The 17,136-nt window shown below is 37.3% G+C and carries 21 protein-coding genes and 1 tRNA gene; 17 read left to right on the forward strand and 5 right to left on the reverse strand.

What is annotated here, in order from left to right; all coding sequences use genetic code 11:
• Positions 1–16 precede the first annotated feature (16 nt).
• The 11 genes from D778_RS14460 (at position 17) to D778_RS12765 (ending at position 7,756) form a co-directional block, all read left to right on the forward strand.
• Complete coding sequence (locus D778_RS14460; RefSeq protein ID WP_081602644.1) at positions 17–163, forward strand: DUF2256 domain-containing protein; 147 nt, start codon at positions 17–19, stop codon at positions 161–163.
• Complete coding sequence (locus D778_RS12720; RefSeq protein WP_007651377.1) at positions 139–1,449, forward strand: DASH family cryptochrome; 1,311 nt, start codon at positions 139–141, stop codon at positions 1,447–1,449. Before D778_RS14460 ends, D778_RS12720 begins: the two co-directional genes overlap by 25 nt.
• Positions 1,450–2,982 (forward strand): cryptochrome/photolyase family protein, encoded by a 1,533-nt coding sequence (locus D778_RS12725; protein ID WP_007651379.1) that lies wholly within the window; start codon positions 1,450–1,452, stop codon positions 2,980–2,982. It begins immediately after the preceding gene.
• Positions 2,983–3,076: 94 nt separating this feature from the next.
• Positions 3,077–3,502, forward strand: a complete 426-nt coding sequence (locus D778_RS12730; protein WP_040492470.1) for a hypothetical protein — start codon at positions 3,077–3,079, stop codon at positions 3,500–3,502.
• On the forward strand, positions 3,499–3,771 hold the full coding sequence (locus D778_RS12735) for a TIGR03643 family protein (RefSeq protein ID WP_007651382.1): 273 nt from the start codon (positions 3,499–3,501) through the stop codon (positions 3,769–3,771). The genes D778_RS12730 and D778_RS12735 overlap by 4 nt, the downstream gene beginning before the upstream one ends.
• A 55-nt stretch (positions 3,772–3,826) precedes the next feature.
• Positions 3,827–4,516, forward strand: coding sequence for a GTP cyclohydrolase I FolE (gene folE / locus D778_RS12740; RefSeq protein ID WP_040492478.1), 690 nt, complete (start codon positions 3,827–3,829; stop codon positions 4,514–4,516).
• Between the two features lie 4 nt (positions 4,517–4,520).
• Positions 4,521–4,745, forward strand: coding sequence for a hypothetical protein (locus D778_RS12745; RefSeq protein WP_007651386.1), 225 nt, complete (start codon positions 4,521–4,523; stop codon positions 4,743–4,745).
• 3 nt (positions 4,746–4,748) lie between these two features.
• A complete protein-coding gene (locus D778_RS12750; RefSeq protein WP_007651388.1) occupies positions 4,749–5,432 on the forward strand; it encodes an SDR family NAD(P)-dependent oxidoreductase in 684 nt (227 codons plus the stop codon).
• A 59-nt stretch (positions 5,433–5,491) separates the two neighbouring features.
• Positions 5,492–5,662 (forward strand): Lacal_2735 family protein, encoded by a 171-nt coding sequence (locus D778_RS14565; RefSeq protein WP_007651389.1) that lies wholly within the window; start codon positions 5,492–5,494, stop codon positions 5,660–5,662.
• A gap of 2 nt (positions 5,663–5,664) precedes the next feature.
• Positions 5,665–6,969 (forward strand): cryptochrome/photolyase family protein, encoded by a 1,305-nt coding sequence (locus D778_RS12760; RefSeq protein ID WP_007651391.1) that lies wholly within the window; start codon positions 5,665–5,667, stop codon positions 6,967–6,969.
• A 70-nt stretch (positions 6,970–7,039) separates the two neighbouring features.
• A complete protein-coding gene (locus tag D778_RS12765) occupies positions 7,040–7,756 on the forward strand; it encodes a hypothetical protein (RefSeq protein WP_007651392.1) in 717 nt (238 codons plus the stop codon).
• Between the two features lie 263 nt (positions 7,757–8,019).
• On the opposite strand, the gene murA is transcribed toward D778_RS12765, so the two are convergent.
• The 3 genes from murA to D778_RS12780 form a co-directional block, all read right to left on the reverse strand.
• Positions 8,020–9,330, reverse strand: a complete 1,311-nt coding sequence (gene murA, locus D778_RS12770; protein WP_007651393.1) for a UDP-N-acetylglucosamine 1-carboxyvinyltransferase — start codon at positions 9,328–9,330, stop codon at positions 8,020–8,022.
• A 9-nt stretch (positions 9,331–9,339) separates the two neighbouring features.
• Entirely contained in the window at positions 9,340–9,987 is a 648-nt protein-coding gene (locus D778_RS12775; RefSeq protein ID WP_007651395.1) for a DUF4290 domain-containing protein, read from the reverse strand.
• A gap of 67 nt (positions 9,988–10,054) precedes the next feature.
• Positions 10,055–10,348: a DUF493 family protein gene (locus D778_RS12780; protein ID WP_040492482.1), complete on the reverse strand. Its 294-nt coding sequence runs from the start codon at positions 10,346–10,348 to the stop codon at positions 10,055–10,057.
• A 155-nt stretch (positions 10,349–10,503) separates the two neighbouring features.
• Between D778_RS12780 and D778_RS12785 the strand changes: the two genes are divergently transcribed.
• The 5 genes from D778_RS12785 to D778_RS12805 all read left to right on the forward strand — a co-directional run bounded on the left by D778_RS12785 (position 10,504) and on the right by D778_RS12805 (position 15,038).
• Positions 10,504–11,046, forward strand: a complete 543-nt coding sequence (locus D778_RS12785; RefSeq protein ID WP_007651397.1) for an AAA family ATPase — start codon at positions 10,504–10,506, stop codon at positions 11,044–11,046.
• Positions 11,046–12,950, forward strand: coding sequence for a RecQ family ATP-dependent DNA helicase (locus tag D778_RS12790; RefSeq protein WP_007651398.1), 1,905 nt, complete (start codon positions 11,046–11,048; stop codon positions 12,948–12,950). Before D778_RS12785 ends, D778_RS12790 begins: the two co-directional genes overlap by 1 nt.
• Positions 12,947–13,894: a methionyl-tRNA formyltransferase gene (gene fmt / locus D778_RS12795; RefSeq protein ID WP_007651402.1), complete on the forward strand. Its 948-nt coding sequence runs from the start codon at positions 12,947–12,949 to the stop codon at positions 13,892–13,894. Before D778_RS12790 ends, fmt begins: the two co-directional genes overlap by 4 nt.
• 195 nt (positions 13,895–14,089) lie before the next feature.
• The gene (locus D778_RS12800) at positions 14,090–14,362 is read left to right on the forward strand and encodes an HU family DNA-binding protein (protein WP_007651403.1); all 273 of its coding nucleotides are present in this window, start codon (positions 14,090–14,092) and stop codon (positions 14,360–14,362) included.
• A 115-nt stretch (positions 14,363–14,477) separates the two neighbouring features.
• A complete protein-coding gene (locus D778_RS12805; protein ID WP_007651405.1) occupies positions 14,478–15,038 on the forward strand; it encodes a YqgE/AlgH family protein in 561 nt (186 codons plus the stop codon).
• On the opposite strand, the gene D778_RS12810 is transcribed toward D778_RS12805, so the two are convergent.
• Positions 15,035–15,880 carry an aminotransferase class IV gene (locus tag D778_RS12810; RefSeq protein WP_007651406.1) on the reverse strand — a complete coding sequence of 282 codons (846 nt, stop codon included), beginning with the start codon at positions 15,878–15,880 and terminating at the stop codon, positions 15,035–15,037. The two genes, D778_RS12805 and D778_RS12810, sit on opposite strands and share 4 nt — an antisense overlap.
• Positions 15,881–15,934: 54 nt before the next feature.
• On the reverse strand, positions 15,935–16,321 hold the full coding sequence (locus tag D778_RS12815; protein ID WP_007651408.1) for an START-like domain-containing protein: 387 nt from the start codon (positions 16,319–16,321) through the stop codon (positions 15,935–15,937).
• A 246-nt stretch (positions 16,322–16,567) separates the two neighbouring features.
• On the opposite strand from D778_RS12815, the gene D778_RS12820 reads away from it, so the two are divergent.
• Positions 16,568–16,641 (forward strand) — tRNA-Met (locus tag D778_RS12820).
• Positions 16,642–17,136: the final 495 nt, after the last annotated feature.

The raw sequence follows: 17,136 nt of genomic DNA on the forward strand, positions 1-17,136 counted from the left end.
AAACAACCAATGCCTAATGCCTAAATCAACAAAAAAACAAAATCTACCAAAAAAAACTTGCAAAACCTGTGGTTTGCCCTTTAGCTGGCGAAAAAAATGGGAAAAGAACTGGGAACATCTAACATATTGTAGCGAAAAATGCAGACGAAACAAAACGAAATAGGCTTGGTTTGGTTTACCAACAATTTAAGGGTTAAAGACAATTATGTCTTGCAACAAGCCTTGCAAAATCACAGGTCTATTATAGGCTGCTATTGTTTTAATCCCAAACATTTTGAACATTCAGACTTTGGTTTTAAAAAAACAGAAAAATATAGGGCCCAATTTTTAATTGATACGGTTAGCAATTTAAAATCCAACCTAAAACCCTTAAACATAGAGTTGTTTGTTTTTAATGAAACTCCAGAAACAGCAATTAAATACTTGGTGGAAAAGCATCATATCACCTCTGTATATCATCAAAAAGAATGGACCAGTGAAGAAGTACAGGAAATTAACAATGTCAAATTAGCGGTTCCCAAAACGGTAATATGGCATAGCTTCTACAATCAATTTCTATATCATCCTGAAGACATCAACATGTCTTATCCAGAAATCCCAAAGATATTCACCAACTTTAGAAAAAAAGTGGAAAAGCATGGTTTTGTCAGACCCTTGGTCAAATGTGACCAGGCAACCAAAACGCTTCCTATTGAAAACCACACCACAATCCCAACGCTGAACGATTTAGGTTTTCATGACTTTAAACCGCATCCCAACACAGCTTTTCCATTTAAAGGAGGTGAAACTTCAGCCCTTAAAAGGCTGAACGATTATTTTTTCACCACCAAAAAGCTAAGCGTTTATAAAAAGACCAGAAATGGCTTGATTGGTAGCGATTTTAGTTCCAAATTTTCACCTTGGTTGGCCAATGGCAGCTTGTCTCCACGAACCATTTACTGGAATGTGAAACATTTTGAAAAAGAGCACCTTAAAAATCAATCGACTTATTGGCTTGTTTTTGAACTGATCTGGAGAGATTATTTTAAGTATATCTCATTAAAACACCACAACGATATTTTTAAAATTGGTGGCATCCTTCACAAAAATTATCTCTGGGAATCCAACGAGCAATGGGTTAAATCATGGATACATGGAGACACTCGATCGTCGTTTGTAAACGCCAACATGATAGAAATAAAAAAAACAGGATGGATGAGCAATAGAGGACGACAAAATGTAGCCTCCTTTTTTGCAAAAGAACTCATGCTGGACTGGCGCATTGGTGCTGCTTATTTTGAAAGCATGCTCATAGATTACGATGTGCATAGCAATTATGGCAATTGGATGTATGTTGCAGGTGTTGGCAACGATCCAAGAGACAGAACTTTTAATGTCGATTTACAAACAAAACGCTATGATCCCCAAAACAAATATCAATGCCTTTGGTTACAACAAACCTTATTTTAAATGAAAACACTAAGACTTATTCTGGGCGATCAACTTAACATCAAACACTCATGGTTTAAAAACATCAATGAAAATGTTGTTTATTGTATGTTTGAAATGCGTCAAGAAACCAATTATACCACACATCACATTCAAAAAGTAATTGGTTTTTTTGCAGCCATGCGTCAATTTGCATCGCATTTAAAAACGCAAGGTCATGAGCTTGTGTATTTAAAAATCAACGATGAAAAAAACACGCAGTCCTTAACCGATAATCTTTTACAATCCATACAAGAACACTACATCAAAAGTTTTGAATACATAGAACCAGACGAATACCGATTGGACAAACAACTTCGCACATTTTGCAAATCGCTGGACCTCTCTTCAAACGTTGTTTCTGCCGAACATTTTTATACCAATCGACAAGATGTAGCCAACTTTTTTGAAGGTAAAAAGCAATATCTCATGGAGAACTTCTATCGAGACATGAGAAAAAAACACGACATTCTTATGGTTGCCGGACAACCAGAAGGTGCCACATGGAATTTCGACAAAAGCAATAGAAACAAATGGAAAGGCGATGTAGATATCCCAACATACAAGTGGTTTAAAAATGATGTTTCGGAAGTTATTAAAGACCTACAAACGGCACGTATTAAAACCATTGGGCGCTTGGACACCAAAACCTTTACTTATCCAATTACCAGAACACAAGCCCTGGAACAACTCAAATATTTTTGCGAAAAACTCCTAATTCATTTTGGAGATTACCAAGATGCCATGCATACAGACCAAGACTATCTGTTTCATTCCAGACTGTCCTTTGCCATGAACTTAAAGTTGATTTCTCCAAAAGATGTGGTAACAACAGTACTTAATTACTACCAAAAACATGGAGACAACATTCACCTGTCTCAAGTAGAGGGTTTTATAAGACAAATAATAGGTTGGCGGGAATACATGAGAGGCATGTATTGGGCCTGTATGCCAGCTTATAAAACCAAAAACGAACTGGACAACCACAACCAACTTCCAGAATTCTTCTGGACTGGCAACACAAAAATGAACTGCCTCAAACAGGCCATTAATAACTCATTGAATAACGGTTATGCGCACCACATCCAACGTTTAATGATAACCGGCAACTACCTGCTGCTAACACAAACCCATCCAGATCAAGTGGACGAATGGTATTTAGGGATTTATGTCGATGCCATAGAATGGGTACAACTCACCAATACCAGAGGCATGAGCCAATATGCCGATGGAGGGACAATAGCCACCAAGCCTTATATTTCTTCTGGCTCTTACATACATAAAATGAGCAACTATTGTGAGAGCTGCCATTACAACAAAAACAAAAAAACAGAAGATAATGCTTGTCCATTTAACAGTTTGTACTGGAATTTCCTGGATGAAAAACGATCCTATTTAAAAAATAATTTTAGAATGGGAATGATGTACAACCTATTGGATAAAATGAACAAACAAGACCTTCAAAATATGAAGAAACGAGCGCAGCATATCATCAATCATCCCAATTTATATTAGTAAATCCCTAAGCAACCTTACAGTCGAATGTTAATTTTGTATAATTTTTTCTTAAAAAAGTTAGACAAAAGAATTTTATGTGTATCTTTAAATCATGATATTGAATACCACATACACAGAAAGAGACCAAGAAGAACGTATTGACAATTTGGTTGGAAAGAAGTTTGGGTTTATCGAAACCTTAAAACTTAAAGGCATTGGTTCCAAACGTATGATTATCAACAAAGCCAGTTATAAAATTGAAAGTCTTCTAAACAAAAGCCAAGATATCAATTATGTCAACATAGAACTACGTCCTAAAGGAGTGTTGCTAAGAATACATGCAACTTTAAAAACCTACGCTTGGGTAATTCCATACTACCAACTGGTGGTATTTAAAAGTTTAAATACAAGCATTCATGCCCAAGGACAGTTTATACAATTTAAACAGGATAACAGACTTCGGGACAACAAGGGCTTTTTTCAGAAAATGATGGACCAAAGACTCTTATGCACAACCATGAATCATCCCAAATTATGAATTTTACAAACGCACAAATAGATAGAATTATTGAAATGGCTTGGGAAGACAGAACCCCTTTTGAAGCCATTAGCCATCAGTTCCAACTAAAGGAACAAGACATTATAAACCTGATGCGAAAAGAAATGAAAGCGAGCAGTTTTAAAATGTGGAGAAAACGGGTTCAGGGCAGAAAAACCAAGCATCTAAAATTGCGGGAATTTGAAAAAGGCCGTTTTAAAAGCTCCAGACAAAAACAAATTACACACAATCATATTTCCAAACGCTAATTGTTGCTTTGCTTAAGTTGATAAACAGCTTATGACAGCACCTAAAAAAGACACTATGAAAACAAACACACTAAAACAAAAAACAAATCCCTTAAATGGCTTCAGTCATGAAGACATTGGCGACGAACATTTATATACTGGCTTGAAAACCCCTTTAAGGGCAGACGCTTTTAAACTAAGCGATACTGAAAAAAAAGAACGCATAGCCATCCTTTTTGAAGAAATAATGGACGTTATGGGACTGGACCTGACAGACGACTCGTTAAAAGGAACCCCAAAACGTGTCGCCAAAATGTATGTTGATGAAATATTCTCTGGCCTTAACCCAAAAAACAAACCCAAGGTGGCCTTGTTCGACAACAAATACCAATACAACCAAATGCTGGTTGAAAAAAACATCACTTTTTATTCCAATTGCGAACACCATTTTGTACCTATCATAGGCACGGCACATGTGGCTTACATTTCGTCTGGAACCGTAATTGGCTTGTCCAAACTAAACAGAATCGTGCAGTATTATGCCAAGAGACCACAGGTGCAGGAACGTTTAACCAATCAAATAGCCGAAGAATTAAAAGCCATCCTTAACACGTCAGATGTTGCCGTGATTATAGATGCCAAACATTTATGTGTCTCTTCCAGAGGCATTCAAGACGATACCTCGGCCACTGTTACCACCTATTATGGCGGACAATTCAACACAGCACAAAAAATTTCAGAATTACAGAACTATTTAAAACAATAATATTATGGAACTTATAGACAAAGCTTTGAAATTTGAGCAAACAAGTTTAAAATCCTTATCTACCAGCGATCGTATTAAAATTTCTAGGGAAGCGAAAGCACTTATTTTAAGTTTAAATGAAGTGTACAAAAGAAAAAAAGACCAAAAGATCATGGATATCATGAAACGTCTTACAGCCATGAAACGCAAAGTGGAAAAACGATTGAAAGGCAAACCTTTAATGGCTTAACACATGAAAACATATATCGTTATTGGAGGGAGCAAAGGCATAGGCAATGCCATAATAAAAACATTGGTTCCCAATCATAAAATAATCAATCTCAGCCGAAATGAACCTGATTTTCAACATGAAAACCTCACACACCATACCTGTGATGTGCTGCAAGGCAGTTTTCCGGAAATAAAGCAGGCCGATGGCTTGGTTTACTGTCCTGGCAGCATCAATTTAAAGCCTTTTTCAAGCTTAAGTGAAGAAGATTTTAAAACCGATTTCGAAATCAATGTGCTGGGTGCCATAAAAGCCATTCAAGCATATTTGCCCATACTAAAACAAGGCAACAAGCCTTCCATTGTGCTATTCAGTACTGTGGCAGCAAGCTTGGGTATGCCTTTTCATGCCAGCATTGCCACGGCAAAATCTGGTGTTGAAGGCTTGGTAAAATCACTGGGAGCCGAATGGGCACCAAACATCCGAATCAACGCCATTGCTCCAACGATTACAGATACCTCTTTGGCTTCAAAATTGCTAAGAAACGAGAAAATGATAGAGAACATCACAGAACGCCATCCCCTAAAAAAATTCCTAAACCCAGAGGAAGTTGCAGACATGGCTGCCTTTTTACTTTCTGATAAAACAGCTTCTATTTCCGGACAAACCTTTGAAATGGACTGTGGTATCGTGAGCTTTAAAATATAAACAACTTAACTTTACTTACAAGAGCTTAAAAAAAGTACTAAATTTAAAAATAGAACCACATGTTTAAATTATTCAATAAAACTTCAAAAATGGATAAACTCCAAAAAAAATATGAAAAATTAATGAAGGAATGGCATGCCTTATCAAGTATCAACAGATCTGAAAGTGATAAAAAATATGCCGAAGCCGAAGCCGTTCAGAAACAAATGGAAGCGCTTCAAAAATTTTAAGGATGACATCACCTATCAACATATTCTGGTTTCGAAGGGATTTGAGATTGGATGACAATATTGGGTTTTACGAAGCCTTGAAAAGCAACCATCCCGTACTGCCCATATTTATTTTTGATTCAACTATTCTAAACGACCTCCCCAAAGACGATGCGCGTGTCACTTTTATTTTTGAGACACTACAAAAAATGAGGGATACCTTACAAAAGGAACATCACAGCAGTATCGCGATGTATCATGGCAAGCCTTTGGATATTTTCAAGCAACTGATTGAAGAATACAACATCAAAACAGTGTTTACCAACCACGATTACGAACCCTACGCCAAAGCGCGCGATGCAGAAATAAAAGCACTCTTGTCTAAGCATGAAATTGCTTTCAGAACCTTTAAAGACCAAGTTATTTTTGAGAAAAATGAAGTGCTAAAGTCAAATGGCGATCCGTATGTTGTCTTTACGCCCTATATGAAAACTTGGAAAGCACATTTTAAAAATCACGACTTGAAAATATATTACACCAATGAATATCTTGATAATGTGGTGAAGCACTCCAGACTGCCAAACCTGGGTTTATCTGATATGGGCTTCACTGCATCCAATCAAAGAATCGTAGATTACAAAGTTACTCCTACCCTAATCCAAGAGTACGAAGACAAGCGTAATCTACCGGCAAAAGACGCTACCTCACGGTTAGGACCTCATCTTCGTTTTGGAACTGTAAGCATTAGAAAAATGATGAAAAAAGCTGTAGCTGAGAAAAACGAAACCTTTTGGCAGGAGTTGATTTGGCGTGAATTTTTTATGCAAATCTTATGGCATTTCCCAAACACCAAAGACGAGGCCTTTAAAGCTAAATACGATAGGATAGAATGGCGCAATAATGAAGAGGAATTTAAAAAATGGTGCGAAGGCAATACAGGCTATCCCTTGGTAGATGCTGGAATGCGTCAATTAAACGAAACTGGTTTCATGCACAATCGCGTTAGGATGTTGGTTGGTAGTTTTTTGTGCAAACACCTACTCATAGACTGGCGTTGGGGAGAAGCTTATTTTGCTGAAAAACTTCATGATTACGAGATGGCCAGCAACATTGGCAATTGGCAATGGGTTGCAGGTTCTGGTGTGGATGCAGCCCCTTACTTTAGAATATTCAATCCAACCACACAAATAGATAAGTTTGATAAAAACAAAGCTTATATTAAAAATTGGGTGAAAGAATATGGCACTGACAAGTATCCCGAAAAAATGGTGGATCATAAAGAAGCCAGGGAACGCTGTTTAAAAGTGTATAAAGAAGCGCTTAAATAACAACAAATTTCCTCGAGAATTCAAACGTATAAATTTGTACCTTTCAATCGTCGTTTCAAAATAATTGGCTATGCGTTACCTATTGATACTGTTCCTAGCAGGTCCCATTTTTTCCCAAAATAATCCAAAACAGTTTTTGTTTGTAGGAAATAGTTTAACTTACACAAACAACCTGCCTAAGATCTTTGAAAATGTGGCAGCGAATTTTAACGAAACAATAAACACAAAATCCTTGTGCTACCCCAATTACGCACTGGAAGACCATTGGGAAGAGGGCAAACTTCAAAAATTAATAAATACAGGCACATATGATTATGTAATTGTACAACAAGGACCTTCTTCTCAAAATGAAGGGAAACTCATGTTAATTGACTATGGGAAAAAGATAAAGACTTTATGCTCCAAAAACAACAGTCAATTGGTCTTCTTTATGGTTTGGCCATCTAAATATTATGCCAATACGTTTGATGGTGTTATACAAAATTACCTTTTGGCCTCCCAAATCAATAAGGCCTTGGTAAGCCCAGCTGGTGAAGTGTGGAAAGCATATGAATTGGAAAACAATCTCGAAAACCTGTATGGTGTCGATGGGTTTCACCCTTCAAAAACCGGAAGTTTTTTATCGGCTCTAACGCTATTTAAAACCATTTTCCCAGATAAAAACCTTGAAGACCTCTCTTTTCAAAACGCTAAGACATGGGTTGCGGATAAAAGGTCCTATATGGCCATAATAGCTTTAATAGATACCATAACCAGTAAACAGGAACATCCATCAAGTCACAATTAAACAGATTAAAAAATAACGCTGAATAAAACTATTCCATCAAATGACACCTTTTGCTTAATCGGAAAAAAGTGACATGGTCCATCAAAATGTCTTTACAAGGAAAATATAAGATGTAAAATAAAAAAACAGCCTGAAAGAAAGGTGGATATATGGCTTCTTTTTGGTAACAACAACACTGTTCAATTCTACAAAAACTTCCCTATCTGTCTACAGATAGATTCATATCATAAAGAATAACAGCTTTAAAAACCCTTAGGATTTTATTAAGGAAGACGCTCTATTTTGGCACCTATGGCACGTAAACGTGTGTCTATGTTTTCGTAACCCCTATCTATTTGCTCAATATTGTGAATGATGGAGGTTCCTTTGGCTGAAAGTGCTGCAATCAATAAAGAGACTCCTGCCCTAATATCTGGTGATGTCATGGTAGTTGCCTTTAATTGCGATTTAAAATCATGTCCAATAACGGTTGCCCTATGTGGATCGCAAAGAATGATCTTTGCTCCCATGTCAATCAATTTATCCACAAAAAACAAACGACTTTCAAACATTTTTTGGTGTACCAACACACTGCCTCTGGCTTGTGTGGCAACCACCAAAATAATACTCAACAAATCTGGTGTAAATCCAGGCCAAGGTGCATCGGAAATGGTTAGTATGGAACCATCTATATAATTTTGTATTTCGTATCCATGGGTATGTGCAGGAATATGGATGTCGTCGCCTTGACGCTCTACCGTAATCCCCAATTTCCTGAACACGTTAGGTATCAATCCCAAATCGTCCCAACTTACGTTGGTGATTGTCAATTCGCTTTTGGTCATTGCAGCCAAACCTATCCAACTCCCAATCTCTATCATATCTGGAAGCATGCGATGTTCTGTGCCACCCAAGCTGTCAACCCCCTCAATAATAAGCATGTTGGAAGCAATACCTCGAATGTTGGCGCCCATACGATTGAGCATTTTGCACAATTGCTGCAAATAAGGTTCGCAAGCAGCATTGTAAATGGTGGTTGTACCTTCGGCCAAAACAGCTGCCATTACAATATTGGCTGTTCCAGTTACCGAAGCTTCATCCAAAAGCATGTAGGTGCCTTTTAACCTTTGGGCTTCCACTCCATAAAAATGGTCTTCCCTATTATATCTAAATTTGGCCCCAAGATTGATAAACCCTTCAAAATGGGTGTCCAAACGGCGTCTCCCTATCTTATCCCCTCCAGGTTTTGGAATATATCCCTTGCCAAAACGAGCCAAAAGGGGACCAACTATCATGATGGAACCTCTCAGTCCTTTTCCATCTTCTTTAAATTCGGCAGATTCCAAATATTCCAAGTTTACTTCATCGGCTTGAAAAGTATAGGAACCAGAACCTATTTTAGAGACTTTAACGCCCAGTTTTTTTAACAGTTCAATTAACTTATTAACATCTACTATATCTGGAATGTTGTGAATGGTGACCAACTCTGGGGTTAACAATACAGCACATAAAATTTGTAAGGCTTCGTTTTTAGCTCCTTGAGGCTGGATTTTCCCTTTTAATTGATGACCTCCTTCTATTTTAAATATTCCCATACGTTCTGGTTAATAACGTTTTCTTGATCTGTTTGAATTACTTTTTTTATGATGCGATTTTTTGGTGTTTGATGCGTATTTTTTCTTGTTGCGCATCAAACTGGTTGCATCGGTTAAATCTTCATCGGCATTTTTAAGATTGATTTTCCCACCCGAAAGTTCGCGTAAATGATCAAAAATCACCTCATCCTCTACCGTATCTTTGTTCCAATTTAAAAAACACTTTTTCATGTGGTTCGCAATGGTGTAAATCAAAGCATCCTTCATATCGCCATCTTCCCAAGTACAAGCCACATCTATCATGGTCTTGATATTATTTCCGTAAAACCTGTACTTAGGATGGTTTTGAGGGTATTTCAATACCTCTGGCCTAGCGTACAATTCTTCTTTTGAGGGTTTTGGGTAGGGCGAATCCACATCAATATCGAAATCTGCCATAATAAATAATTGATCCCATAATTTATGCTGGAAATCTGGCACATCGCGTAAATGGGGTTGTAAATTTCCCATAACCGAAATAATGGCTTTGGCTACTTTATTGCGTTCTTCCTTGGTGTCACGTGATTTGGCATAGTTAATCATTTTCTGCATATGACGTCCATATTCAGGAATAATTAAATGCTCACGTTCTGTGTTGTATTCTAAATTATCTATCAAAATAAATGTGTAGGGTTAAATGTTTGCGCATGAAGTTAATTATGCAAGCGCAAAGTACAAAAAAAAACTAAAGACTAATAACTCCTTCTATTTTTTCTGACACTTCTATGTACTTTTCTATAACATGCTCCGGTGTTTCCATTTTTACGCTTATGGAAACACTGGTATAGGTCCCTTTTGTGGATTCTGTGGTTTTTATAACAGCCCCTAAATGATTAAAGAGGTCTTCTAAGGCTACCACCTGATCTGAATCGGATTTCACTATAAACTTATATAAATATTCCGATGGCCACAATGAGGTATCGTATAATTGAGATTTTAATTTTTCGTAAAATGCTTTTGTTTTCTTGTTTTCGTTCATTTCCATTTTGCTCTTTTTAATACGCTTAAGGACTAAATGCAACGGTTTTGCTGTAAATAACCCAAGTATTTTTACAAGGTGTAAAGATACTATTTCCTTAGCATTTTTTATTTAAGATTTAAATTACGAATTTTACAGCTAAAATCTTGCCAATTTTGAACTCGAAAAAAATTGTTATCACTGGAGGACCAGGAACCGGAAAAACATCGTTAATTAACGAACTGATAAAAAGAGGGCATACCTGTTTGGAAGAAATTTCCAGGCAAGTGATCCTGGATGCCAGGCAAGAAGGCATAGAACAACTGTTTTTAACCAAACCGCTCTTGTTTAGCGAACGCTTGTTGGAAGGTAGGATCAAACAATATGAAACAGCCAAAAACATGGACTCTGAAGTGGTTTTTATAGATAGAGGCGTTCCCGACGTTTTGGCATATATGGACTATGCCAATGAAAGCTATCCTGACAATTTTGTAAAGGCATGCCAAAACTGCAAATACCATCAAGTGTATGTATTGGAACCTTGGCAAGAGATTTTTACAAGCGATAGCGAACGCTATGAAAATTTTGAACAGGCCGTCTCCATTCACAAACAACTTTTAAATACCTATAGAAAGTACAATTACAATTTAATTGACATACCTTTCGACACCATTGAAAACAGGGTCGATTATTTATTGGACACCTTAAAAAAGCTGTAATGCAGCATCCTATAAACATATTAGAACGCTATTGGAACTTTACCTCTTTCAAACCCCTTCAAAAAGAAATTATTGAAGCCGTTTTGGAAGGGGAAGATGTATTTGCCTTGCTACCAACAGGTGGAGGTAAATCCATCTGTTTTCAAATTCCAGCTTTGGCCAAAGAAGGCATCTGCATCGTCGTGTCGCCTTTAGTTGCCTTGATGAAGGATCAGGTTCAAGCCTTAAAACAAAAAGGCATCAAGGCCTTAAGCATTACCAGTGGCATTACCAGCAACGACCTGGACACGCTTTTGGACAATTGCATATATGGCAACTACAAGTTTTTATATCTCTCTCCAGAACGTTTACAGCAGGAGTTGGTTCAGGACAGGATCAAACAAATGAACGTGAACCTCATTGCTGTAGATGAAGCACATTGCATATCGCAATGGGGAAACGATTTCCGTCCAGCCTATAAAAACATTCAATTGCTAAGACAAATTCAGCCTTCGGTCAATTGTATCGCACTTACTGCTTCTGCTACGCCTAAAGTGGTTGCTGATATTGTGGAGGAACTGGATTTTATACAACCTAAAATCTTTAAGCAGTCGTTTGAACGTAAAAACCTCGCTTACATGACTTTTAACGAGGATGATAAACACTACAAACTTGAAAGCATTTTAAAGAAAAACCCCCAAGCATCCATTGTCTATGTTAGAAGTAGGCATCTAACAGTGGAGATATCCAATTTTTTAAACAAAAAAGGCATTTCTGCCACAACCTATCATGGTGGCTTGTCCAATAAGGTAAAGGATGCACATCAACATGAGTGGATCAACAACCAAAAACAAGTCATGGTGGCCACCAATGCCTTTGGAATGGGTATAGACAAACCTGATGTAAAAACGGTTATTCACCTGAATTTACCGGAAAGCATGGAAAGTTACTTTCAAGAAGCTGGAAGGGCCGGAAGAAATGGCAACAAAGCCTTTGCCATCATACTAAAAAACAAAAGCGATGAATTATTGGTTAAAAACCAGTTTTTAAACGTGTTGCCTTCAGTAAACGACGTCAAGCACATTTATAGAAAGTTGAGCAATTATTTTCAAATTTCCTATGGCGAAGGCCAAAACACCATTTACGATTTCAATTTCAACGCCTTTTGCAAGACCTATCAGTTAAACAGCTTGTTGGCATACAACACCTTGCAACTCCTGGACAGAACAAGTATCATCAGTTTATCCAAACAATTCAATAAAAAAACAAGCCTTCAGTTTGTGATAAGCAACAAAGCCTTATTTGCCTATTTGGAAAAGCATCCAGAAGTAAGTGTGATTGTGAAAACCATTTTAAGGACTTATGGCGGCATTTTTGAAAACGAAATTAAAATAAACCCTTTGTTGATTTCAGATAAAGCTTCGGTTTCAGAAGACAGCTTGTTCGCAACTTTAAAACAGTTGGAAAGGGACCAAGTCATTCAGTTGAGCCTTAGTACTACAGATTCCGAAATCAGCTATCTGCAACCTCGGGAAGACGATAAGGCCATCCATAGGATATCACATTATATAGAACAGCAAAACAGTTTAAAATACCAGCAAGTACACGCTGTAATAGATTATATTAACAATGACAGGCTTTGTAAAAGCGTACAACTGCTTTCCTATTTTGGGGAAACCCATGTAAAGGACTGTGGCATCTGCTCTGTTTGCATATCCAAAAACAAGAAACCAAGTCCAGACGATATAACTACCATAAAAAAGAAGCTTTTGACCTTATTGGAATCAGGCGACCTGAGTTCCAGGGAACTTTTGGAACAATTAAACTGCTCTGAAAGTGCTTTAAAAAAAACCCTTCAACTGCTTTTGGAACATCAATTGATTGGTTTAACAAACAAAAACACCTACAAACTACAGACAACATGACAGATTTAAGAATTGTATTTATGGGAACTCCAGAGTTTGCCGTTTCCATTTTAAAGAGCATCATAGAAAGCAAATACCAAGTGGTTGGAGTAATTACAGCACCCGACAAACCAGCTGGTCGAGGCCGAAAACTTAATGAAAGTGCCGTAAAAACATATGCCAAATCCCAGGGATTGAACATCTTACAACCCACCAATTTAAAAGACGAAACCTTTCTTGAAGAATTGAAAGCCCTGAGAGCCAACCTGCAAATAGTTGTGGCCTTTAGGATGCTACCGGAAGTGGTCTGGAAACTCCCAAAACACGGTACCTTTAATTTACATGCCTCTTTATTGCCAGACTATCGTGGGGCAGCACCTATTAATTGGGCCATTATAAATGGGGAGACGCAAACAGGTGTGACCACTTTTTTTATAGACGATAAAATAGATACGGGAGCCATCATCCTGCAAAAAACCGTTGCAATTGATGCCAAGGAACATGCTGGACAGTTGTATGACAAGCTCATGCATGCTGGAAGCGAACTGGTTTTGAAAACCATTAAATTGATAGCATCCGGGGAAGTGACCACACAAGCCCAACCCCAAACCGAAGGCACTAAAACTGCTTATAAATTGAACAGGGACAACTGCAAAATAGATTGGACAAGCAACAAGGAACAGATTTATGACAAAATAAGGGGCTTGAGCCCCTATCCAGGAGCCTGGTGTTATTTACAAAATGGCGAAGACCAATTGGATATTAAAATACATGCTTCAGAAATAGAAAAAGAAAGGCACCAGTTACCCATAGGAGCCATTGTTACTAACAAAAAAGAGATAAAAGTGGCCGTAAATGGAGGATATATCAAAATTTTGGAAATAAAGCTGCCAGGAAAGCGAAATATGGATGCCCAATCACTTTTAAATGGATATGCATTCAGCGAGTCGGCAAAAATGCTCTAAACCCTTATTCTTACTGATTTTTTCAAAAACATCGACAAAATACACTGTCTTTATTAACAAATGTATGAAGTTATTAACAATATGGTGTATTTCCCTTGCTATTACTTGCATGGTTTGATAATCCGTATAAATTTGTAAAGGATTTAACAAAAAAAATGTTTAACCAACAATTTATTAATAATTAAAATTTAAATTATGAACAAATCAGATTTAATCGATGCTATGGCAGAACACGCAGGAATTACTAAAGCAGCTGCAAAAAAAGCTTTAGAGTGTGCGTTAATTGAAATTGAAGGAGCTTTACAAAAAGGTAACAGAGTTTCTTTAGTTGGATTTGGATCTTGGTCAGTATCAAAAAGAGCTGCAAGAGAAGGAAGAAACCCTCAAACAGGAAAAACTATAAAAATTAAAGCTAAAAACGTTGTAAAGTTTAAAGCTGGATCAGATTTATCTAATGCTGTTAACTAGTTTTTTACTTCTTTAATATCCAAAAAGCCTTCCAATTATGAGAAGGCTTTTTTTATTTGTACTGTTTGTAGTTAATAAAAAAATTATTACATTTAATTACTAATCCTAACAAGCTATGATTACAATCAAACCCAAAAAAGGTGATTTGTTAATAGCAGAACCATCCATTATAGGAGATTCTTCTTTTAATCGCTCCATCGTGTTATTAGCAGATCACACACCTGAAGGCTCTATCGGTTTTATTTTAAACAAACCTTTAGACTATACCATTCAAGATTTAATCCCCGAATTAAAGGCCAATTTCAAGATTTACAATGGAGGCCCTGTTGAACAGGACAATTTATACTTTATACATAAAGTCCCGGAATTGATTCCCAACAGCATAGAGATTTCCTTGGGTATTTATTGGGGAGGCGATTTTGACAAGGTGGCCGAACTGATTGCCAATAACGAATTGCAAGAAAACAACATTCGTTTTTTTCTCGGGTATTCCGGTTGGGATGCCAACCAACTGGATGAGGAATTAAAAACCAACTCTTGGGTGGTTAGCGAAAACATCTATAAAAAAGCCATTATAGAAAAAGATTATCAGTTTTTCTGGAAAGAAAAAATGGTGGAACTTGGTGGCGAATATAGCATCTGGTCCAATGCGCCAGAAGACCCTAGTGCCAATTAAGCCAACAGCCTAATTTTTACCTGTAGTTTTTGAAGCAAGTTCTTGGCAACCTGGTTGTTATAGGCTTTCTTTCTGTAATTGCTCACAGGTTGTATGCCTACTATAACATTGGTAACAAACAATTCATCTGCTTTTTGTAGTTCAAATGGGGAAATGGAAGCTTCTTCCAAAGTATACTCTGGAACTTGTTTGATAATTTCCATCAACTGTTTTCTCATAACACCTTTCAAACACCCATCTGCCAATGGCGGTGTTTTTATGACCTGGTCCTTTACCAAAAAAATGTTGCCGTTCAAGGCCTCCACAACCTGTTTGTTTGTATTTAAAACAAGGCAATTGTCCAATTTGTTCTCACTGGCATAAATACTGCCTACCACATGCAAGGCTTTGTTGTTGGTTTTTAAGGTAGAAAGCAACCCGGGTGACACATAAAAATCCTTGTACAAATCCACATGGTATGCATTGTCGTTTAACAGGTAAAAGTCTGATGCCAGTGGTGCTGCCACTATCATAAAATCTACATCATTCGTTTTGGGAAGGTACAAACCCCCTTCTTTTCTGCTTACATACAACTTAACACGTACCGAACGGTCCTGCAAGCCATTGGCCTGAACCGTTTCAAGTATCTGTTCCTGTAAATATTCCATGGTAAAATGCATCGGGATTTCCATTCTAAGGATACGCATGGAAGCCATAAGCCTAAAATAATGGTCTTCCCAGAAAAAAATAACTCCATGGGACACTTTAAGGGTCTCAAAAAGAGCATCGCCATAATTAAAGCCTCTATTGTTAATTGAAATTAGTTGATGTGAACCTGTGAGTGTACCGTTGTAATTAACCATAAAAAATCCCGAAATAAATTCGGGACAAATATAAGTTATTAATGTAGAAAAAACCTAAGCAGAACCCAATACCTGTTTTAAATCCGATATCTGGTTTTCCCATAGCATTTTAGCCTCTTCCACTTCATCGGCTTCACTGAAATCGGTCACTATGATACTAACATCTTTGGTGATTTCATCTACTTGAATCTTTATTTCAAAATAATAGGACGGATTGTCGTCTGCCAACCATTTAAACTTGATGCGTTCTCCACTTTTTTTACTGACAAGTTTGGCCTGTTCTTCCACACCATCCCAAATAAACTTGAAAAGCTCTCCACGGGAATTGACATTTTCGGCAAACCACTCCGATAAGCCAGAAGGTGTGGAGATATATTGGTAAAGTAATTGAGGTGAAGCGTGAATGGGAAACTCCATTTCATATTTTATTTTTTCGTCCATCGTAACATTTTATTTATAGCGCTCAATATATACATTAATTAATAAGTTTTAAAACTATTTTTTAAAAATAATTAATGCTAGGAATGTTTGCTCTCTTTAAATTTGTTTTTATATTTGCAGCCGTTAAAAAGAGGAGTTCCTATAATTCGGGAAGGGTACTTTTTAAATTGTGAAGCCTTTTAGTGGAAGTTTAAAATAAACTCCATTATGTGGCAACCCAAACCACATGTCCTTAGCATGTATCATGGCGAGGTAGCTCAGATGGTTAGAGCGTCGGATTCATAACCCGGAGGTCTCGGGTTCAATTCCCGATCTCGCTACAAGTTTAAAAGCCTAGCACGAAAGTGCTGGGCTTTTTTTATGGCTTGAGTTCGTGCTCGCACGATAACGTAAAGTCATAAAAAAAGCCCAAAAACGCATCAGCGTTTAGGCTTTTGAGAGCACTCCCCAAAAGGAATCAGCGAAGCTAATTCCCCTTCAAACAACCGTAAAAAAGTTACCAAACACGTCAGCGTTTAGGCTTCTAAAATCTAACTTCCAACCAAAGGAATCAGCGAAGCTAATTCCCCTTCAAACAACCGTAAAAAAGTTACCAAACACCTCAGCGTTTAGGCTTTTGAAAACATTCTCTCAAAGGAATCAGCGAAGCTAATTCCACTTCAAACAACCGTAAAAAAGTTACCAAACACGTCAGCATTCATGCTTTTGAGAACATTCCCCCAAAGGAATCAGCGAAGCTAATTCCTCTTCAAACAACCGTAAAAAAGCTATCAAACACGTCAGCATTCATGCTTTTGAGAACATTCCCCCAAAGG

Source organism: Xanthomarina gelatinilytica (genome assembly GCF_000348685.1).
GTDB classification, from domain to species: Bacteria; Bacteroidota; Bacteroidia; order Flavobacteriales; family Flavobacteriaceae; genus Xanthomarina; species Xanthomarina gelatinilytica.